Origin of the sequence: Streptomyces sp. NPDC006393, from assembly GCF_040628575.1 — a bacterium.
GTDB lineage: Bacteria > Actinomycetota > Actinomycetes > Streptomycetales > Streptomycetaceae > Streptomyces.
In genome coordinates this window covers 1-22,173 of sequence record NZ_JBEXZD010000092.1, presented here as the reverse complement: position 1 = coordinate 22,173, position 22,173 = coordinate 1, and the positions used below count along the sequence as shown (strand labels likewise).

Genomic DNA, 22,173 nt, shown 5'->3' with positions numbered 1-22,173 from the left:
CCCGTTTTCCGAGCAACCGTTGAGGAGACCCTGGTGGAGGAAGTCGAAGTCGACAGGCTCCGGTCCTACTTGCGACGTGCCGTCGGCGACGCGCAGGAGCTGCGCGAGCGGGTGCGCGAGCTGGAGGAGTCCGCGCGCGAGCCCGTCGCCGTCGTGGGTGTGGGGTGTCGCTTCCCGGGCGGGGTGACCTCCCCCGAGGGGCTGTGGGACGTCGTGTCGGGCGGTGTGGACGCGATGGGCGACTTCCCGCTGGACCGCGGATGGGACGTGGAGGGGATCTACGACCCGGACCCCGAGGCCCACGGAAAGACGTACACGCGCACGGGCGGATTCCTGCATGACCTCCCGGAGTTCGACGCGTCGTTCTTCGGCATCAGCCCGCGCGAGGCGCTGGCGATGGACCCGCAGCAGCGGCTGATGCTGGAGACGTCGTGGGAGGCGCTGGAGAGGTCGGGTATCGACCCGGCCTCCTTGCGGGGTTCGGCGACCGGGGTGTTCACGGGGATCTACAGCGTCGACTACGGCCCGCGGATGGGCGGCGGGGCGGCCGGCGAGGTGGAAGGCTTCACGATGACGGGGACGTACAACAGCGTGGCCTCGGGCCGCGTGGCGTACGTGCTGGGTCTGGAGGGCCCGGCGGTGTCGACCGACACCGCGTGCTCGTCGTCGCTGGTCGCCGTCCATCAGGCCGTGCGGTCCCTGCGGTCCGGGGAGTGCGCACTGGCCCTGGCCGGCGGGGTGTCGACGCTGCCGACCCCGGGGATGTTCGTGGAACTGTCCCGGCAGCGGGGAGTGTCGGCCGACGGCCGGTGCAAGGCGTTCGCGGACGCGGCCGACGGCACCGGCTTCTCCGAGGGCGCGGGCGTGCTGGTCCTGGAACGGCTGTCGGACGCGCGCCGCAACGGGCGCCGGATCTGGGCGGTGATCCGCGGCTCGGCCGTCAACCAGGACGGGGCCTCCAACGGGTTGTCCGCGCCGAACCCACTGGCACAGCAGCGGGTGGTCCGAGCGGCCCTGGCCGATGCCGGCCTGTCGTCCGGCGAGGTGGACGCGGTGGAGGCGCACGGGACCGGCACGAGGCTCGGCGACCCCATGGAGGCGGAGGCGCTGCTGGCCACCTACGGGCAGGGCCGGGACCCCGGCAGTCCGCTGTGGCTGGGGTCGCTGAAGTCGAACATCGGGCACACGCAGGCGGCCGCAGGCGTCGGCGGCATCATCAAGATGGTCATGGCGATGCGGCACGGCGTGCTGCCGAAGACGCTGCACGTGGACCGTCCCTCCACGCACGTGGACTGGTCGGCCGGGGCGGTGGAGCTGCTGACCGAGGCCCGGGAGTGGACCACGCCCGAGGACCGGCCCCGGCGCGCGGGCGTGTCGTCCTTCGGCATCAGCGGCACCAACGCGCACCTCATCCTCGAACAGGCACCCGAGAGCGTCGGGCACGAGGCGGCGCCCGGATCCGCCGGCCGACTCACGGCCGGCGCCCCCGCGGCGGTGCCGTGGGTGCTGTCGGCGCGGTCGGAGCAGGCGCTGCGCGAGCAGGCGCTGCGGCTGCGGGACCATGTGGCCGCGGACGCGGACCTGCCGGCCGCGGCCGTGGGGCGCGCGCTGGTGACCACGCGATCGCTGTTCGAGCACCGCCAGGTGGTGATCGGCGCCGACCGGGACGAACTGCTCGCCTGCCTGGCCGCCGTCGCCGCGGGCGACGAGTCCGCTCCCGCCGCCGCGGTGTCCGGAGTCGCGAAGCCGGTGGGCAGGACGGTGTTCGTCTTCCCCGGCCAGGGCGGCCAGTGGACCGCGATGGGCCGCGAACTGTGGGAGTCCTCCCCGGTCTTCGCCGAGCAGCTGCGCGCGTGCGCCAAGGCCCTGGAGCCATGGGTGTCCTGGTCACTGATCGACACCGTGTGCGGAGGGCCCGAGGCGGCGGACCTGGAGGACATCGACGTCGTCCAGCCGGTGCTGTTCGCGGTGATGGTGTCGCTGGCGCGGGTGTGGCGCTCGCTGGGGGTGACCCCGGACGTGGTGATCGGCCACTCCCAGGGCGAGATCGCCGCGGCCTGCGTCGCGGGCGCCCTGACACTCGAGGACGCCGCCAAGATCGTGGCCCTGCGGTCCCGGCTGCTGGCCACGGTCACCGGGCAGGGCACCATGGCCGGGATCCTGCTGCCCGAACACCGCGTGCGGGAGCTGATCCGGGGCCAGGAGTCCCGGATCGGGATCGCCGCGGTGAACGGACCGAACTCCGCGACGGTCTCCGGCGAGACCGAGGCCGTCGAGGAACTGGTCGCGGCCTGCCAGGCCGAAGGCGTCCGCGCACGGCTGATCAAGTCCAGCGTTCCCGGCCACTCCCCGCTGATGGACCGATTCGACGGCCGGCTCCAGGAGGAGCTGGGCCGGATCACCCCCATGCCCTCGCCGGTGACGGTCTACTCGACGGTGACCGGCGGGCTGATCGACCCCCTGGAGCTCGACACGGCGTACTGGTACCGCAACCTGCGGGAACCGGTGCAGTTCGCCGCCGCCATGGGGCGCCTGGTCGAACAGGAGCGCGGCAGTGCGGTCGTCGAGGTCAGCCCGCACCCCCTGCTCACCCTGAACATCCAGGAGATGTTCGACGCCACCCCCGGAGCCACCGGGTTCGTGGTGGGTTCGCTGCGCCGCGGCGAAGGCGGCCTCGCGCGCCTGTACCAGTCGGCGGCCGAGGCCTTCGTGTCGGGCGTCGAGGTGTCGTGGGAGGCGGCGTTCGAGGGCTGCGACGGCCGCCGGGTCGAGCTGCCCACGTACGCCTTCCAGCGGCAGCGCTACTGGCTGAACACCCCCGCCGAGACCAGCACCGCGAGCACCTCGGACCACCCGCTGCTCGATGCCGTGATCGATCTGCCCGACGACGGCGGGCACGGCGGGGTCGTCGGCAGCGGGCGCCTGTCCCTGGAGCGCCACCCGTGGCTCGCCGACCATGTGGTCCACGGCGCCGTCCTGGTACCGGCCATGGTGCTGGCGGAGCTGGCCGTGTGGGCCGCGCACAAGGCGGGGTGCGACGGCGTCGACGAACTCACCCTGGAGACACCGCTGGTGCTGTCCCGGACGGCCGAGCGGGAGATCCGCGTCGTGGTCGACGGCAAGCGGGCGATCAGCGTGCACTCACGGGGCGAGGGCGAGTCCGGGTGGACGCGCAACGCCGTCGGAGCCGTCGGATCCGGCACCCCGGGGACCAGCCCGGCGCGGGAGGGCCTGACCTCCTGGCCGCCCGCGGGCGCGGCCGCCGTGCCCTTCGAGGACGAGTACACCAGGCTGTCCGCCCTCGGATTCCACCACGGGCCCCTGCTGCGGGGTCTGAAAGCGGTGTGGCGCCAGGGCGACACCCTGTTCGCGGAGGTGGAGCTGCCCACGCCCGACGGCGCGGACCGGGGCCGGTTCCGCGTCCATCCGGCGCTGCTGCATGCCGCGTTGCTGCCGGTCGGCCTGGGGCGGTTCGTCGACGGCTCCCGGCCCGAGGGCTGGCTGCCGCTGCGCTGCACGGGCATCCGCGTCGACGCCGCCCAGCCGGCCGTGCTGCGCGTGCGTCTCGCCCCCGCGGGCGAGAACACGCTGTCCGTGACGCTCGCCGACGGCAGCGGGGCGCCTGTCGGCGGCGTCGCGTCGCTGAGCCTGCGGCCCGCCGACGTGGAGAAGCTGACCGAGCTGGGCTTCGACCACCAGGACTCGCTGTTCCAGGTGGACTGGGCCCCCGTCGCGGTCGCCCCCGGCCGGGCCCCGGGCCGGTACGCGGTGCTGGGCGGGGACGCCTCCCACGCCCTTCGGGCAGTGGGGGAGTCCGACGCGCACACCGCGTCCCCGGGACAGGACGGGACGGTCTTCGCCGACCTCGACGAACTCGCCGCCTCCGGTGGGCGGACCCCCCAGGTCGTCATCGCCGGCATCGGCCGGACGGCTCCGGAGGACGGCGACACACCCGCCGCCGTCGAGCGCCGTCTGCACCAGGTGCTGCGGTGGACCAAGGCCTGGCTCCGCGACGACCGGTTCTCCGACTCCCGGCTGGTCATCGTGACGCGGGAGGCGTTCCACGACGAGCAGGTTCCCCACCCCGACCCCGCGGCGGCCGCGATCTGGGGATTCGTGCGCGCCGCGCAGACCGAGAACCCCGGCCGGTTCGTTCTCGTGGACACGGACGGCCGGCCCGACTCGCAAGCCCTCGTCCCGGCGGCCGCCGAAACCGGAGAGGCGCAGCTCAAGATCCGGGCCGGCCGCGTGACCACTCCCCGGCTGGCCCACGCCACCGGCGCGTCCACCACTCGCCGGCCCCTCGACGACGCACCGGACGTCCGTGCTCTGGGCTCCGGTTCGGTGCTGATCACGGGCGGCACCAGCGGCCTCGGCGCGATGCTGGCCCGGCACCTCGTCGCCCGGCACCGGGTGCGCCGGCTGGTGCTGGCCGGCAGGCGTGGGGCCAAGGCGCCGGCGGCGGCCGCGCTGCGCGAGGAGCTGACCGGGGCCGGGGCGCACGTCGACATCGTGGCCTGCGATGTGACAAGCCGTGAGTCCGTCGCCGAACTGATCGCCTCGGTGCCGTCCGAGCACCCGCTGACCGCGGTGATCCACTGTGCGGGCGTGCTGGACGACGGTGTCGTCGAGGCCCTGTCCGAGGACCGCCTGGACGCGGTCCTCGCGCCGAAGGTGCGCGGTGCCTGGTACCTGCACGAGCTGACCGCGCATCTGGACCTGTCCGCGTTCGTGCTGTTCTCCTCCGTCGCGAGTGTGCTCGGCACGGCGGGACAGGCCAACTACGCGGCGGCCAACGCCTTCCTCAACGGCCTCGCGGAAGCCCGCAGGGCCGACGGACTGCCCGCCGGAGCGCTGTGCTGGGGCTTCTGGGCGGAGCGCAGCGAGATGAGCGCCGGCCTCAGCGACGCCGACGTCCTCCGCATGCAGCGGCAGGGCGTGCAGCCGATGTCGTCGCAGGAGGGGCTCGCGCTCTTCGACGCGGCGGTCGCGGCGGTCGCGGCGGACCGGCCGGTGCTGGTGCCGGTGCGGCTGAACCTCTCGGCACCGGGCACGGCGCAGGCCGGCCGGATGGCTTCGCCGCTCCTGCGCACGCTGGCCCAGGCCCCTGCCGGACCCGGCGGCCCGGCGGGCCAGGAGGCCGCCGGCATCCCGCTCGGGCAGCAGCTGAGGTCGCTGCCGCCCGCCGAGGCGGAGGCGGCGCTGCTCGACGCCGTACGGACGCAGACCGCTCTCGTCCTGGGCCACGACGACACCGGGCGGATCGGTCCGGCCGCGACGTTCAAGCAGCTCGGGATCGACTCGCTCACGGCGCTGGAGCTGCGGAACAAGCTGGCCGCGGTGACCGGCCTGAAGCTGCCCGCCACGCTCGTGTTCGACCACCCGAACCCGGCCGCCGTCGCCCGGTTCCTGGGCGCGGGCATCACCGAGGACCCCGGTGCCGCCGGCCGGCGGTCCCCGGCCGATCACCTGGTCGAGGAGATCGAAGGACTGGGCGCCCGGCTGGAGGACGCGTTCCTCGGGCTCGCCGAGGAGGACAGGACCACCATCTCCACTCTGCTCGGCGAGTTGCAGGGCCGAGTCCGTTCGATGGCGAGCGACGGATCACCGGCCGCCATCGCCGACCAGATCGGTTCCGCCTCAGCGGGGGAGCTCCTCGCGCTGCTGGACAAAGAGCTCGGCTAGGGGAAAGCGATGACACACGACAACAACGCCGAGGTTCTCGACTACCTCAAGCGGACGTCGATCGAGCTGATCGAGACCCGCAAGCGCCTCAAGGAGCTGACGGACGCCGCCGCCGAGCCCATCGCGATCGTGGGTGTCGCCTGCCGTTACCCGGGCGGGGTGGCGTCCCCGGAGGAGCTGTGGGAGCTGGTGCGGGCGGGCGCGGACGTCGTGTCCGACTTCCCCGACGACCGCAACTGGGACCTGGACGACCTCTACGACCCGGACCCCGGCCACCCCGGCACCTGTTACACGCGCAAGGGCGGATTCCTGTACGACGCCGGTGACTTCGACGCCGACTTCTTCGGGATCAACCCGCGCGAGGCGCTCGCCGCCGACCCGCAGCAGCGCCTCCTTCTCGAGGCCGCGTGGGAGTGCGTGGAGCGGGCCGGTATCGACCCGGAGTCCCTGCACGGCAGCGACACCGGGGTGTTCGCCGGTCTCGCGTACTTCGGATACGGCAACCACTTCGCCACCCCGGAGGCCATCGCGGGCTACGCGCAGATCGGCTCCCTGCTGAGCGTGGCGTCCGGGCGCGTGGCGTACGCACTGGGGCTTCAGGGCCCGGCGGTGTCGACCGACACCGCGTGCTCGTCGTCGCTGGTCGCCGTCCACCAGGCCGTGCGGTCCCTGCGGTCCGGGGAGTGCTCACTCGCCCTGGCCGGCGGTGTCACCGTCGTGGGGATGCCGCAGGTGTTCCGGGAGATGTCGAAGCAGCGGGGCCTGTCGGTGGACGGCCGGTGCAAGGCGTTCGCGGACGCGGCGGACGGCACCGGCTTCGCCGAGGGCGTCGGCATGCTGGTCCTGGAGCGGCTGTCGGACGCGCGCCGCAACGGGCGCCGGATCTGGGCGGTGATCCGCGGCTCGGCCGTCAACCAGGACGGCGCGTCCAACGGCCTGACCGCTCCCAGCGGTCCCGCGCAGCAGCGCGTCATCCGGGCCGCGCTGGCCGACGCCCGGATACAGGCCGCCGAGGTGGACGCGGTGGAGGCGCACGGGACCGGCACGACGCTGGGCGACCCCATCGAGGCAGGCGCCCTGCTGGCCACCTACGGGCAGGGCCGGGATCCCGGCAGTCCGCTGTGGCTGGGGTCGCTGAAGTCGAACATCGGGCACACACAGGCGGCCGCGGGCGTCGGCGGCATCATCAAGACGATCATGGCGATGCGGCACGGCGTGCTGCCGAAGACGCTGCACGTGGACCGTCCCTCCACGCACGTGGACTGGTCGGCCGGGGCGGTGGAGCTGCTGACCGAGGCCCGGGAGTGGACCACGCCCGAGGACCGGCCCCGGCGCGCGGGCGTGTCCGCGTTCGGGGTCAGCGGCACCAACGCGCACGTGATCCTGGAGCAGGCGCCCGAGGAGGAGACGGACACCGGCGCCGGCCGGCCGCCGTACCGCGGCGGCGGGCTGGTGCCGTGGGTGCTGTCGGCGCGGTCTCAGCGGGCACTGCGGGCACAGGCGCGGAAGCTGCACGCCTTCGCCGCCGCCGACGCGGACCTGGACCTCGTCGACGCCGGCTGGTCGCTGGTGTCGGGCCGGACCCGGTTCGAGCACCGCGCGGTGGTCCTCGGCCACGACCGGGACGAACTGCTGAGCGCGCTGGAGGCGCTGGGCGACGGCGCGGAGTCCGCCGCGGTGGTGCGCGGCACGGCCGGGGAATCGGGCGGCTCGGTCTTCCTGTTCCCGGGACAGGGCTCCCCGTGGGCCGGTGTGGCACGGCAGTTGTACGAGGCCTTCCCGGCCTTCGCGCAGAGCCTCGACGAGATCTGCGCACGCTTCGACGCGCACCTGCCCTACGCGCTCAAGCCCGTGCTCCTCGCCGACGAGCCCGCCGACCGCGAGCGGACGGACGTCGCCCAGCCCGCGCTGTTCACCCTTCAGGTCAGCCTGTACCGGCTGCTCGCGCGGTACTGCCCGCCGCCCGGCCGTCTGATCGGCCACTCCGTCGGCGAGATCGCCGCCGCCCATGTCTCCGGGGTCCTCGACCTGGACACCGCGACCAGGCTCGTGGCCGCCCGCGGACGGACCATGCAGACGGTCACCGAGCGCGGCGCCATGCTGGCCGTACGCGCCTCGGAAGCCCGGGTGAGCACCCTGCTCGCGGAGTACGACCGCGTCGGTGTCGCCGCGGTCAACGGCCCGGAGTCGGTCGTGGTCTCGGGCCTGCGCGACCAGGTCCACGCGATCCGCGACCGGCTCGTCGCCGAGGGCACCTCGGCGAAGCTGCTCGCGGTCGACCACGCGTTCCACTCCCCGCTGATGGACCCGGTACTGGAGGAGTTCGCGGCGGCGCTCGGCGAACTCCCCGCGGGCGAGATGTCGGTCCCGATCGTCTCCACCAGGCTGGGCCGCGAGGTCACCCTCGAGGAACTGGCGTCCGCCCGGTACTGGGTCGACCACGTCCGTGAGCCCGTGCGCTTCCACGACGCGGTGGAGTGCGCCCGTGCCGCCGGTGCCACCGTCTTCCTGGAGGTGGGACCGGGAGCCACGCTCACCGCCATCACCAAGGAGGCCTTCGCCGGCGAGGGCGTGCACGACGCGGTGGTCCTGTCGGCGTCGCGGCGGGACCGCACAGGGCCGCAGGCGCTGATCGGCGCACTGGCCCAGCTGCACGTGCGGGGCGGGTCCGTGGACTGGGAGGCCCTGTTCGGCAGGCGCCGCAGGGTGGACCTGCCGACGTACGCGTTCCAGCGGCAGCGGTACTGGCTGGACCTCCTGGCCGGGACAGGGACGGCGGACGTCGCCTCCGCCGGTCTGTCGGCCCCGGAGCACCCGCTGCTCGGTGCCGTCGTGGACCATCCCGGCACCGGCGAGGTGGTGTTCACCGGCCTGTGGTCCCTGCGGACCCACGGCTGGCTGGGCGATCACGCCGTGTTCGGCGCGGTCGTCGTACCGGCGACGGCCCACCTGGACCTGGCGCTGTCGGCGGGCCGCCACGTCGGGTGCGGCACGGTCGAGGAACTCACCCTGGAAGTCCCCCTGATCCTCCCCGACTCGGGCGAGGTGCGGGTACGGATCGTCGTCGGCGACGCGGACGGGACGGGACGCCGCTCGCTGGAGGTGTACTCGCGGCCCGGCGAGGACGGCCGGGCGGCGGACGGCTGGACCCGGCACGCCCTGGGCACCCTGGCTCCCGGCACCGGGGGGACGCCCGCGTGGGCGGACGGCAGGCGCGCGCTCGCCGTGTGGCCACCGGCCGGGGCCCGGCAGCTCGACATCGGCACTCTCTACGACGACTTCGCGGACGCGGGCTTCGACTACGGTCCGGCGTTCCGCGGACTGCGCGAGGTCTGGCGGCACGGCGACGACCTGTACGCCCTCGCCACGCTGCCGGACGCCGCCGAGGGCCCGGCCGCCGGCGCCTTCGCCCTGCACCCGGCCCTGATGGACACCGTCCTGCACGCGTCGATCGCCGGCGGAGTCGTCGAGGTGACGGGCGAGCAGGGCCGGATGCCCTTCGCGTGGTCCGGCGTGGAGCAGGCCGGGCGGTGCGCCCCGACCGTCAGGGTCCGCCTCTCCCCGGCCGGCGAGGACGCCGTGTCGCTGACGGTCGCCGACGAGCAGGGCCGCCCGGTCGCGTCCGTCGGAGCGCTGACGTTCCGGCCGGCCGGCGCCGAGCAGGTGCGCTCGGCGCGCGGCGAGCGGGAGCAGCAGCTGTACGAGGTGCGGTGGCGGCCGGCCGCGGACGAGGGCGGGCGGAAGACGCACCGCGGGCGGTGGAGCGTCCTCGGCGCACCCGGCGGCCCGGCCTCCCGGCTCCTCGGGGCGGGCGGCAAGGGCGCCGTGTCGTTCCACGGGTCCATGGACGAGGTCCTCTCCGGCGAGCCGCCCCGGCACCTCGTCCTGTGCCTGGACGACTTCGTCCCCGCGGGCCCCGATCTGCTCGCCGAGGTCGGCGGCACGGACAAGCGCGTACTGGAATGGATCCAGCGGTTCCTCGCCGAGGACGCCCTCGCCGACTCCACGCTGGTGGTGCTCACCCGCCTGGCCGTGGACACCGGCGCGGGCGAGCGCGTCGAAAGCCTCCCCGGTGCGTCCGTGTGGGGCCTGGTCCGGTCGGCCCGGACCGAACACCCCGGCAGGTTCCGGCTGGTGGACATCGACGACGAGGAGACGTCCTGGGCACGCTTCCCGGACGTGCTCGCCCTCGACGAGGACCAGCTGGCGCTGCGCGACGGCGGCTGCCTGGTCCCCCGCCTGACGGCGGCCTCACCCGCGGACCACCGGATCGGGCCGGCTCCGGCCGGCGCCCACCGGCTCGGCATCACGGACAAGGGGACGCTGGAGAACCTGACCTGGGTCCCGTGCCCCGAGGTGGAGGCCCCCCTGACGAGCGGCCAGGTCCGCATCGCCGTGCAGGCCGCGGGGCTCAACTTCCGGGACGTCACGATCGCGCTGGGCCTGGTGGAGCGCACGGCCATCGACGCCGGACTCGGCAGCGAGGGCGCCGGAGTCGTCACCGAGGTGGCGGACGACGTCACCCGCTTCTCCCCGGGCGACCGGGTGACCGGCGTGTTCACCGGCGCCTTCGGCCGCACGGCCGTGGCGGACCACCGCATGCTCGTGCACATCCCCGACGGGTGGAGCTACGCGGAGGCGGCGTCCGTGCCGTGCACCTTCCTCACCGCCTACCACGGGCTCTTCCGCGTGGCGAACCTCCGCGAGGGGCAGCGGATCCTCATCCACGCCGCGGCCGGCGGCGTCGGCATGGCCGCCGTCCAGCTGGCCCGGCACGCCGGCGCCGAGGTCTACGCCACCGCGAGCCCGGCCAAGTGGCCCGTGCTGCGCGATCTGGGACTGGACGAGACGCACCTGGCGTCCTCACGCGACCTGGAGTTCGCCGAGAAGTTCCTGCACGCCACGGGCGGCCGCGGCGTGGACGTCGTGCTGAACTCCCTCGCGCACGAGTTCGTCGACGCCTCGCTGACGCTGCTGCCGGGCGGCGGGCACTTCGTCGAGATGGGGAAGACGGACATCCGCGACCCCCGCCGGGTGGCGGCCGACCACCCCGGAGTCGGCTACGAGGCCTTCGACCTCTACGAGGCGGGCCCGGACGCGATCCAGGAGATGTTCCGGGCCGTGATGGAGCTGTTCGCCGACCGGCTGGTGCGGCTGAACCCGGTCTCCCTGCGCGACATCCGCGACGCACGCTCGACGTTCCGCGAGATGAGCCAGGGCCGCCACGTCGGCAAGCTGGTCCTGGAGGTGGGCGACGGCCTCGGCGGCGGCACCGTGCTGGTCACCGGCGGGACCGGGGGAGTGGGCTCGCTCGTGGCACGGCACCTCGTCACCGATCACGGCGTACGGAGCCTGCTGCTGGCGAGCCGCCGCGGCACGGCCGCCGACGGTGTGCCCGAGCTGGTCGCGGACCTCCATGCCGCGGGAGCGGCGGTACGGGTCGTCCAGTGCGACGTCGCGGACCGGGCGGCCGTGGCGGACCTGCTCGCGGACCTGCCCGGCCGGTACCCGCTGACCGCGGTCGTGCACGCGGCGGGCGTGCTCGCGGACGGCACCGTCGAGTCGCTGACCGCGCGGGACGTCGACCAGGTGCTGCGCGCCAAGGTCGGCGGCGCGGTCGCCCTGCACGAGCTGACCCGGGGCCGCACCCTGTCGGCGTTCGTCCAGTTCTCCGCCCTGGCGGGCACGCTCGGCAACGCGGGACAGGCCAACTACGCCGCGGCCAACACCTTCCTGGACGGTCTGGCGGCGCAGCGCAGGGCGTCCGGCCTGGCCGGCACCTCACTGTGCTGGGGCTGGTGGGAGCAGAGCAGCGGCATGACCGGGGAGCTGGACGAGGCCGACCTCTCCCGGCTGCGGCGGACGGGCATCGCCGCGATGCCCACCCACGAGGCGCTGGCCCTGTTCGACGCGGCGTGCGCGAGCGGCAGGCCGGTCCTCGTCCCGGCCCGGCTGGACGTCGCCGCGCTGCGCGCCAGGAGCGGTGACGAGCTGCCGCCGATCCTGCGCGACCTCGTCGAGGGCGGCCGGCCGCGCCGGAACCGGACGGGCACGGCCGAGGACGGCGGCCCGGCCGGACTGTCCGCCGGGCTGGCCGCCCTGCCGGCCCACGAGGCGCGGGCAGCCCTCCTGGAGTGGGTCCGCGAGCAGGTCGCCGTCGTGTTCGGACACCCCTCCGGCGCGGGCGTCGACGTCGACGAGGCGTTCACGCGGCTCGGATCCGACTCGCTGATCGCGGTCGAACTCTGCAACCGTCTGAACGCCGCCACCGGGCTGCGCCTGCCGTCCACCATCGTCTTCAGCTACCCGACACCACGCGAGCTGAGCGAGCACCTGTTCGGCCTGCTGCGTCCGGCGGCGGACACCGGCCCGGCCGAGAACGCAGAGAACGCAGAGGACGCCGAGATCCGCGAAGTGCTGCGGACCGTGCCGATCGACAGCCTGCGCCGCGCGGGCCTCCTGGAGCCGGTCCTGGCGTGCGCCGCGGCGCCCGGGACGGGCGGCGGCGCTCCGGTGGCGGACGCGGGCGCCGGGACGGACGAACTGTCGGGCCTGGATCTGGAAGCACTGGTCGACCTGGCTCTGGATGAGAAGAGGTAAGTGACATGACCGACTCCGCGGAACGCACGGCGGACGGCGCGGACCGGGTCCAGCGGGCGCTCCGCACGCTCCTCGAGGAGCGCGACCGCCTCCGGCAGGAGAACGACGCCCTGAAGGCCGGCCGGGGCGAGCCGATCGCCGTGGTGGCCATGGCATGCCGCTACCCGGGAGGCGTGTCGACGCCCGAGGACCTGTGGGACGTGGTCCGCGAGGGCCGGGACGTCGTCGGCGACTTCCCGCAGGACCGCGGGTGGCGGGACGTGTACGACCCGGATCCCGACGCCGTCGGCCACGCGTACACCCGTCAGGGAGGGTTCCTGGCCGACGTGGCCGGCTGGGACGCGGACTTCTTCGGCACCAGCCCGCGCGAGGCGCTGGCGGTCGACCCGCACCACCGGCTGCTGCTGGAGACGTCGTGGGAGGTCTTCGAGCGGGCCGGCATCGTCCCCGCCGACGTGCGCGGCAGCGAGGTCGGCGTCTTCTCCGGGGTGAGCTCGTCCGAGTACGGCTGGCGTTTCCTGGAGGGCGGCCAGAAGGAGCTGGAGGGCTACCTGCTGTACGGCAGCGCGCTGAGCGTCGCCTCCGGCCGGGTGGCGTACGAGCTGGGGCTGACCGGGCCGGCGGTGTCGGTGGACACGGCCTGCTCGTCGTCGCTGGTGGCCCTGCACATGGCGGTGCAGTCGCTGCGTTCGGGCGAGTGCTCGCTCGCGCTGGCGGGCGGGGCACTGGTGATGGCGACGCCCGCGATGTTCGTGGAGTTCTCCCGGCAGGCCGCTCTGTCGGCCGACGGCCGGTGCAAGGCCTTCGCGGACGGAGCCGACGGGACCGGCTGGGCCGAGGGGGTGGGTGTGCTGCTCCTGGAGCGGCTGTCCGACGCCCGGCGCAACGGCCACCCGGTGCTGGCCGTCGTGCGCGGCAGCGCGGTCAACCAGGACGGGGCCAGCAACGGGCTGACCGCTCCCAACGGCCGCGCCCAGGAGAAGGTGATCCTGAAGGCCCTGGCGAACGCGGGCGTCGCGCCCTCGGAGGTGGACCTGGTCGAGGCCCACGGCACCGGAACCGTGCTGGGGGATCCCATCGAGGCGGGCGCGCTGCTGGCCACCTACGGCCGGCACCGGGCCGAGGGCAGGCCGCTGTGGCTGGGGTCGCTGAAGTCGAACATGGGGCACGCCCAGGCCGCCGCCGGGGTCGGCGGGGTCATCAAGGCCGTGATGGCCATGCGCCACGGATACCTGCCCAAGACCCTGCACGTGGGCGAGCCGACGCGCCACGTCGACTGGTCGTCCGGCGCGGTCGAGGTCCTGACGGAGGGGCGGGAGTGGACCCGGGCAAAGGGTCCGCTGCGGGCCGGGGTGTCCTCGTTCGGGGTCAGCGGCACCAACGCGCACGTGATCCTGGAAGAGGCCCCGCAGCAGGAGCCGGCGGACGAGCCCGGCCCGGACGCGGGCGTCGTCGGCGGCCTGGTGCCGTGGGTGGTGTCGGGCAGGAGCCCGAAGGCCCTCCGGCAGCAGGCGGCCAGGCTGCGCGAGGCCGCCGCCGCCGACGCCGGCCTGGACATCGCCGCCGCCGGCTGGTCGCTGGTGTCGGGCCGGACGCGGTTCGAGCACCGCGCGGTGGTCCTCGGCCGCGGCCGGGACGAACTCCTCGACGGCCTGAGGGCGTTGAGCGAGGACGCGGAGTCCGCCGCGGTGGTCCGCGGCACCGCCCAGAACCTCGGCGGCGTCGCCTTCATGTTCCCCGGGCAGGGGTCGCAGTGGGTCGGCATGGGCCGGGAGTTGTACGACGCCTTCCCGGTCTTCGCGCGCAGCCTCGACGCGTGCGCGGCCGCACTGGCCGAGTGGGTCGACTGGTCGCTGCTCGACGTGGTGCGCGGCGTGGAGGGGGCGCCGACCCTGGACCGGGTGGACGTGGTGCAGCCGGCGCTGTTCTCGGTGATGGTGTCCATGGCCGCCCTGTGGCGGTCCTGGGGTGTGGAACCGGCCGCGGTGGTGGGCCACAGTCAGGGCGAGATAGCCGCCGCCCACGTGTGCGGCGCGCTGTCCCTGCGGGACGCCACCAAGATCGTGGCGCTGCGCAGCAAGGCTCTGGTGGATCTGATCGGTCACGGCGGGATGGCGTTCGTCGCGGAGTCCGAAGAGGTGGTGCGGCGGCGACTCGCCCCGTGGAGCGACCGGGTGAGCGTCGCGGTGGTCAACGGGCCCCGCTCCGTGGTGGTGTCCGGGGAACCGGACGCGCTCGACGAGTTCATCGAGAAGATGAAGGCCGACGGCGCCCAGGCCCAGCGGATCAAGGTCGACTACGCCTCCCATTCCCACCAGGTGACCCGGGTCCGCGACGAGGTGATCGGCTCACTGTCCGACGTGAGCCCCACCTCGTCGCAGCTGCCCTTCTACTCGACCCTGTACGGCGAGATCATCGACACCGCGGAGCTGAACGGCGACTACTGGTACGACAACCTGCGCGAAAAGGTCCGGTTCGAATCGTCCGTCCGGCGACTGGCGGAGGACGGCTTCCGGGTGTTCGTCGAGATGAGCCCGCACCCCGTGCTGACCGTCCCGGTGCAGGAGATCGTCGAGGACGTGGACGACGCGCTGGTCCTGTCGTCGTCGCGGCGCGGCCGGGGCGAGGTGGAGGCCGTGCTCGGTTCGCTGGCCCACCTCCACGTCCGGGGCGGGCCGGTGAACTGGGACGCCCTGTTCACAACGCGCCGGCGGGTGGACCTTCCGACGTACGCCTTCCAGCGGCAGCGGTACTGGCTGAGCTCCTCGCACACGGCGGCGGTGGCGGCGGAGGTGTTCCCGGCAAAGCCGCCCGCGAACGACGACCAGGACCTCCCCCTCTCGGAGAGGATCTCCGTCCTCGCCCCCGAGGAAGCGCAGGCCCTCGTCCTCGACCACGTGCTCGAGAGGGTCGCCGTCGTGCTCGGGCATCCCTCCAGGGACTCGGTCGGCCCCGACCAGGAGTTCAGGGAGCTCGGGTTCGACTCGATGCTGTCGTCGGAGCTGAGCAAACGCCTGACCGCGTCGACCGGACTGAAGCTGAGGCCGAATCTGGTGCTTCGGCACCCGTCGCCGCGGCGGATCGCCGGGCACATCGTGTCCCTGATGGGGGCGTAGGAGTGTCCCGCCGGCGGGACACCGCAAGCGCGGCAGCGGCTTGTCCCGCCGGGAACCGCGTTGTCTTGAAGCGGCTGACCGACCCCCCTGACCATGGGGGTGATCTGCGAATTCCTCCGGTTTCCGGGCTGTTTGTCGAGGAGTTGATCTCTGTGCGTTCGTTCGGTGCGTCGTCCGCGCATAAAGGCATGTGGCGGGCGCAGGAAATGGCTCCCGACGCGCCGAACCACGCGCTGACCATGTGGGACGTGGACGGTGAGCTGGACGCGGCGGCCATCGAGGCGGCGTTCCTGCAGGTGATGGACGAGGCGGAGGTGCTGCGCGTCACCTTCGCCGATGACGGGGACGGACTGCGCATCGTCCCCCGCGAACTGGGGGACTGGCGGCCGTTCTTCCTGGACCTCAGCGCCGAGGCCGACCCCGAGCAGGCGGCGCGCGAAGCCCTGGCCGACATGGTGCGCCGGCCGTTCGACCTGGCGCGGGACCTGCTGTTCCGGCTCGGCACGGTCAGGCTCACGGCGACCCGCTCCCTCCTGGTGATCGCCTACCACCACCTGATATCGGACGGGTTCGGCGCCGGGGGCCTGCTGTCCAAGCGCCTCGCCGAGGTGTACACGGCGCTGGTGCGCCGGGAGCCGGTACCGCCGCTGCCGCACCCGTGGGACGCCGAGTCGTTCTCGACCGAGGCGACGGAGTACCTCGCCTCGCAGAAGTTCACCGAGGACACGCGGTTCTGGCGCGAGTACCTGACGGACGCGCCCGCGCCCGCGCAGATTCCGCGGGTCGCCCTGTCCGACGCGCAGCGGACCGCGCTGTCCCGGCCGACGAGCAGCGCCGACCGCTGGGGGGAGCTGACCGAGCCCATCGGCATGGTCAGCCGCACGCTGACCGTTCCCCGCGCCGAGGCGGACGCGTGGACCGAGACCGCGCAGTCCCTGGGCGTGTGGATGTCGCAGCTGCTGACCGCCGCCATGGCGGTGTTCCTGCGGCACCGCTGCGACCGTCCGGAGTTCCTGCTCTCCCTGGCCGTGGGCAACCGGGTCGGCGTGGCGAGCCGGACGCCCGGACTGGCGGTGAACGTGGTGCCGGTACGGGCCCGGATCGACCTCGGGGCGACCTTCACCGAGATCGCCGACACGCTCGTCGACGAGACGTACGAGATCTTCGACCACGCCGTCTGCCACTACTCGGACATCCAGCGCGCGAGCGGCACCGTCCTGAGCGATCGCGGCAGCTTCGGTCCCGTCGTGAACGTCGTCGAGTTCGTGGAGCAGCTGCACTTCGCCGACAGCCCGGCACGCTACCTCGGCGGGACGACCGGCTCCTTCGACGAACTGTCCGTCGGCGTCTACTCCGACGGCAGCGCCGGCAGCGACCTGTTCATCCGGCTCGACGCCCCCGCGCGCCTCTACGACCGCGCGGAACTGCGCTTCATCGGCGAGGAGCTGATCGCCCACGTCCGTGCCCTGGTGGCCGCCGGCCCGCGGCCGGTGGGCGCGCTGGACGTGGTGAGCGGTGCCGAGCGCAACCGGGTGCTGACGGCGCCGAACGACACCGACCCCCTGCTCCCGTGCCTGACGGTCCCGCAGCTGTTCGCCCGGCAGGTGGCGCGGGATCCCGACGCCGTCGCGCTGGTGTCCGGCGACGGCACGGTCTCGTACCGGGAGCTGGACGAACGGTCGAGCCGCGTGGCCGGGGCACTGCGCCGGCGGCACGTCGGACCCGAGACAGTCGTGGCGGTGGCCATGCCCCGATCGGTGGACCTCGTCGTCGCCCTGCTGGGCGTGGTGAAGGCGGGCGGAGCCTATCTGCCGGTCGACCCGACGCTCCCGGCGGAGCGGATCAGGCCGGTGGTCGCCGGCTCCTCGGCGTGCGCCCTGCTCACCGACGCGGCGACGGCCGGCGTGCTCTCCTCCGCTCCGGACGTGCCGGCGTTCGTCTTCGACGACCTCGCGTCCGACACCGCCGACGACGACGGCGACGCCGCGCCGCGGGCCCCTCTCCCCCCGCATCAGGACAACCTGCTGGCGGTGCTGTTCGACGGTGCGACGGCCGGCGCGAGCAGCGCGGTCGCGGTGACGCACCGGAACATGGAACGGTTCGTCCTGGACCAGCACTGGCAGGAAGCCGACCGCAGCACCGTGCTGTGGCACGCGCCGCACACCTCCGACGCACTCGCCCTCGAAGTGTGGGTGCCCCTGCTCAACGGTGGCCGGGTGGTCGTGGCTCCCCCCGGGCAGCTCGGCAGCGGCACACTCGCCGAGGCGCGCGCGGCACACGGGATCTCCACGGTGTGGCTGCCCGCCGCCCTGTTCTCGGCGATCGCGGCCGAACGCCCCGAGTGCCTGGCCGGGCTGCGCGAGGTGTGGACCGGCGGCGACCGCGTGCCCGCGGCCGCGCTGCGCCGGGTCCGCCGGGCCTGCCCCGGGCTGACGATCGTCAGCGGCCACGGCCTGACGGAGTCGACCGTGTTCGCCGCATGCCACCGCCTGGCTCCTGAGGAGCCGGTGCGCCACGCGGGCGAGGTCGGCCGCCCGATGGACCACACCACCCTCTATGTGCTCGGACCGGGACTGGCGCCGGTCCCCGCCGGCGTGGCCGGAGAGCTGTACGTGGCCGGGCCCCGCGTGGCGCGGGGATATCCCGGGCGGCCCGGGCGGACCGCCGAGCGCTTCGTGCCCTGTCCGTTCGGCCCGGCCGGCGGGCTCATGTACCGGACCGGAGACCGGGTGCGGTGGGGCACCGACGGGCGGCTCGCCTACGTGGGCCGGGCCGGCGCCGAGGTGGATGTCCGCGGGGTCAGGGTCGAACCGGCCGAGGTCGAGGAGGCGCTGGCCGAGCACACCGGCCTGGCGCAGTCGGCGGTGGCCGTCAGGCAGGACTGCTCCGGGCAGCAGCGGCTGGTGGCCTATGTGGTCCCCGCGGGCGGTCAGGCCGTGTCGGGCGAGGAGCTGCGCCGGTTCGCCGCCGGGCGGTTGCCGGAGTCCATGGTGCCGTCGGTGTTCACGGTGCTGGAACGCCTGCCGGTGACGGCGGGCGGAAGGGTCGACCGGGCGGCGCTGCCGGAGCCCGCGTTCGACGACGGGACGTACCGGGCGCCACGCAACGAGACCGAGCGGGTGCTGGCCAAGGCGTTCGCCGACGTGCTCGAGCTGGACCGGGTGGGCATCGACGAGGACTTCTTCGACCTCGGCGGCAACTCGCTGCGGGCGATCAGGCTGGTCGGCCTGATCCGGGCAGAGCTGAACCAGGAGGTGTCGATCCGCAGGCTGTTCGCGGCGCGCACCGTCACCGGCCTGTCGGACATGTGGAAGGACCTCGGCCGCTCCAGCAGGCCGACGCTGCGCAGGAGGACGAAGGAGGGCGCGGTCCTGTGACCGCCGTCCGTCGCCCCACCGCTCCGGCGAACAGCGGGGCAAGGAGAAGGGGAATCATGGATTCTTTGACAGAAGCCCTGCTGTCCGGGGCCGGCCCGGACGAGATCGGGCGACACGCACTGCCGCCGGAGTACGAGGCCGCGCATCTCCTGGCCTCGGACCTCGGCATGTTCGAGGGCGTGGAGGACAAGGACGTCCGCAAGTCGCTGCACGTCGGACGGGTTCCGATGCCGGACATCGCGCCGGACGAGGTGGTCGTCGCCGTCATGGCGAGTTCCATCAACTACAACACGGTGTGGTCGGCGACGTTCGAGCCGGTGCCCACGTTCGCCTTCCTCAAGCGCAACGCCCGCCAGGGCGGGTACGCCGCCCGGCACGATCTGCCGCATCACGTGGTCGGATCGGACGCGGCCGGGATCGTCGTGCGGGTCGGGCCCGGGGTGCGGCGCTGGAAGGCGGGCGACCACGTGGTCGTCAGCTGTGTCCAGGTCGACGACCAGGAGCCGGCCACGCACGCCGACGCGATGCTCGGGGCGGGGCAGCGGATCTGGGGCTACGAGACGAACTTCGGCGGGCTCGCCCACTACTCGGTGGTGCGCGCCAGCCAGCTGCTGCCCAAGCCGGCCCATCTGACCTGGGAGGAGTCGGCGGGTGTGCTGCTGACCGCGGCGACCTCGTACCGGATGCTGGTCGGTGACAACGGCGCGCGGATCAAGCAGGGCGACATCGTGCTCGTCTGGGGTGCGACGGGCGGCCTCGGCGCGTTCGCGGTGCAGATGGTGAAGAACGCGGGCGGCATCGCCGTCGGCGTGGTCGGCTCCGAGCGCAAGGCCGCGGCACTGCGCCGCCTCGGGTGCGATGTGGTGATCGACCGGAGCGAGATCGGCCTGGGCGGGGACGCCGCGCCCGGCCCGGAGCGGACGATCGAGCTGGGCAAGCGGCTCGGGCGGGAGATCCGGCGGCAGGTCGGCGAGGACCCGCATGTCGTGTTCGACTACGTCGGCCGGGCCACCTTCGGCATCTCGGTGTTCGTCGTGCGCAAGGGCGGCGTGGTCGTCACCTGCGGGTCCAGCACGGGCTACGACCACCACTTCGACAACCGCTACCTCTGGATGAACCTCAAGCGGATCGTGGGCAGCCACGCGGCGAACCTCCAGGAGCAGGCGGAGTGCAACCGGCTCTTCCGGCTGGGGCACCTCTCACCCGTCCTGTCCGCGGTGTACCCGCTGAAGGACGTGGGCGAGGCCGCACGGCTGGTCCAGCGGAACCGGCACATCGGAAAGGTCGGCGTCCTCTGCCTCGCGCCCGAGGAGGGGCTCGGCGTCACCGACCCCGTCCTGCGGGAGAGGATCGGGGCGGCGCGGCTCAATCCGCTGCGCGGTCCGGGTGCGCCCGACTCCGCCGAGGTGTCCTGACGTGGGCGCCGGGAACATCGGCATCCTGTCCACCGGCTCGTATCTGCCCAAGAACGAGGTGGGCAACGAGGAGGTCGCCGAGCGCGTCGGCGTCACCGCGGAGTGGATCGAGCGCAAGACGCAGATCCGGTCCCGGCGCTACGCGGCCGAGCACGAGGCGACGTCCGATCTGGCGGTCAGGGCCGGCGAACGGGCGCTGACCCAGGCGGGGCTGACCGCCCAGCAGATCGACTACATCATCGTCTCGACCTCCACCGGGGACTTCCCGCAGCCGCCCACGTCGTACCTGGTGCAGCACGGCCTGGGCGCCTACGGCGCGGCCTGCTTCGACGTCAACGTCGTATGCAGCGGCTTCGTCTACGCCCTGTCGCTGGCCCACTCCCTGGTGACCGTACGGCCACACGCCCGGGTCCTGGTGATCGGCGCGGACGTGTACTCGCGGATCCTGGACTTCACGGACCGCAGGACGGCGATCCTGTTCGCCGACGGCGCCGGCGCCGCGGTCGTCGGAGCGGTGCCGAAACCGTACGGGATCATCGCGACCGACCTGTCCAGCCGCGGCGACGCGCACCACCTGATCCGCGTCGAGGCGGGCGGCAGCCGCAGACCGGCGTCGGCGGCGACCCTCGCCGCGGGCGACCACTTCTTCAGGATGGACGGCCGGGGCGTACGGGACTTCGTCGCCGAGCATGTGCCGCCGGCCCTTCTCGCACTGGCGGACAGGGCCGGCGTCGACATCGGCGCCGTCGACCACTTCGTACCGCACCAGGCCAACGGCGTGATGCTCGCCGACGTCGTCGAGCGCGCGGGCCTCACCGCCGCGCGGACGCACCGCACCCTCATCCGGTACGGGAACGTCGGCAGCGCCTCGGTGCCGGTCGCGCTCGACGAGGCCAACCGTACGGGCGCGCTGTCGCCGGGTGATTTGGTGCTGCTCGCCGGGTTCGGCGGCGGCATGTCGATCGGAGCATCACTACTGACCTGGGGGGCCCACGCATGACCACGTCCACGCAAGGATCCGGGGCCGGCATCGACCGGGTGGGTGTCGTCGGCAGCGGCATCATGGGCACCGGCATCGCCGAGCTGTGCGCGAAGGCCGGGCTGGACGTGAGGGTCGCGGTGTTCTCCGAGTCGTCGCTGGTGACGGCGCCGCGGCGGCTGAGCGCGTCTCTCGACCGGGGCGTGGCCAAGGGAAAGCTGACCGCGCAGGAACGCGACGCGGCGCTGGAGCGGGTGTCGTACACCCGTGACCTCGCCGAGCTGGCCGACCGCCGGCTGGTGATCGAGGCGGTCAAGGAGGACGAGCAGCTCAAGCGGGAGCTGTTCGCCACCCTCGACAAGATCGTCGAGGACCCGGACGCGATCCTGGCGACCAACACGTCCTCGATCCCGGTGGTACGGCTCGCCGCCGCGACCCGGCGTCCGGGCCAGGTGCTCGGCATGCACTTCTTCAACCCGGTGCCGGCGCTGCCGCTCGTCGAGCTCGTCGCCTCGGTGCTGACGGAGGAGGCGGTGAGCGAGCGGGCGCTGGTCTTCGTCCGCGACGTCCTCGGCAAGAAGCCGATCGCCTCACCGGACCGGGCGGGCTTCCTCGTCAACGCGCTGCTGTTCCCCTACCTGCTGTCCGCGGTCCGGATGGTCGAGTCGGGCCTGGCGACGGCGGAGGTCGTCGACCAGGGCATGGAGCGGGGCTGTTCGCATCCGATGGGCCCGCTGCGGCTCGCCGACCTCATCGGCCTGGACACGACCGTGTCCATCGCGCAGGCCATGTACGAGGAGTTCAAGGAGCCGCTGTACGCACCGCCGCCGCTGCTGCTGCGCATGGTCGAGGGCGGTCTGCTGGGCCGGAAGTCCGGCCGCGGTTTCTACACGTACGAGTGACCCCCGCGGCGGCGCGCACAGGCGAGGGGCCGGCGCTGTCAGTGGTCGCCTCTACGCTTCCGCCATGCGTAAAGGTTCGATCACACGAGGTGCTGTGCT

General features: G+C 73.6%; 7 protein-coding genes. All 7 read left to right on the top strand.

All coding sequences use genetic code 11. From position 1 onward, the window contains the following. Positions 1 to 33: 33 nt before the first annotated feature. The 7 genes from ABZ484_RS29175 to ABZ484_RS29145 are packed head-to-tail and all read left to right on the top strand — an operon-like array spanning position 34 to position 22,074. Entirely contained in the window at positions 34 to 5,685 is a 5,652-nt protein-coding gene (locus ABZ484_RS29175; RefSeq protein ID WP_358868914.1) for an SDR family NAD(P)-dependent oxidoreductase, read from the top strand. Between the two features lie 9 nt (positions 5,686 to 5,694). Further along, positions 5,695 to 12,285: a type I polyketide synthase gene (locus tag ABZ484_RS29170; RefSeq protein WP_358868913.1), complete on the top strand. Its 6,591-nt coding sequence runs from the start codon at positions 5,695 to 5,697 to the stop codon at positions 12,283 to 12,285. Between the two features lie 5 nt (positions 12,286 to 12,290). Continuing rightward, positions 12,291 to 15,401 carry an acyltransferase domain-containing protein gene (locus ABZ484_RS29165; RefSeq protein WP_358868912.1) on the top strand — a complete coding sequence of 1,037 codons (3,111 nt, stop codon included), beginning with the start codon at positions 12,291 to 12,293 and terminating at the stop codon, positions 15,399 to 15,401. A gap of 2 nt (positions 15,402 to 15,403) precedes the next feature. Further along, entirely contained in the window at positions 15,404 to 18,778 is a 3,375-nt protein-coding gene (locus ABZ484_RS29160) for an amino acid adenylation domain-containing protein (RefSeq protein WP_358868911.1), read from the top strand. A gap of 56 nt (positions 18,779 to 18,834) precedes the next feature. Beyond that, entirely contained in the window at positions 18,835 to 20,193 is a 1,359-nt protein-coding gene (gene ccrA / locus ABZ484_RS29155; protein WP_358868910.1) for a crotonyl-CoA carboxylase/reductase, read from the top strand. A gap of 1 nt (position 20,194) precedes the next feature. Then, positions 20,195 to 21,193: a ketoacyl-ACP synthase III gene (locus tag ABZ484_RS29150; RefSeq protein WP_358868909.1), complete on the top strand. Its 999-nt coding sequence runs from the start codon at positions 20,195 to 20,197 to the stop codon at positions 21,191 to 21,193. Further along, on the top strand, positions 21,190 to 22,074 hold the full coding sequence (locus ABZ484_RS29145) for a 3-hydroxybutyryl-CoA dehydrogenase (RefSeq protein ID WP_358868908.1): 885 nt from the start codon (positions 21,190 to 21,192) through the stop codon (positions 22,072 to 22,074). The genes ABZ484_RS29150 and ABZ484_RS29145 overlap by 4 nt, the downstream gene beginning before the upstream one ends. The last annotated feature ends 99 nt before the right edge of the window (positions 22,075 to 22,173 follow it).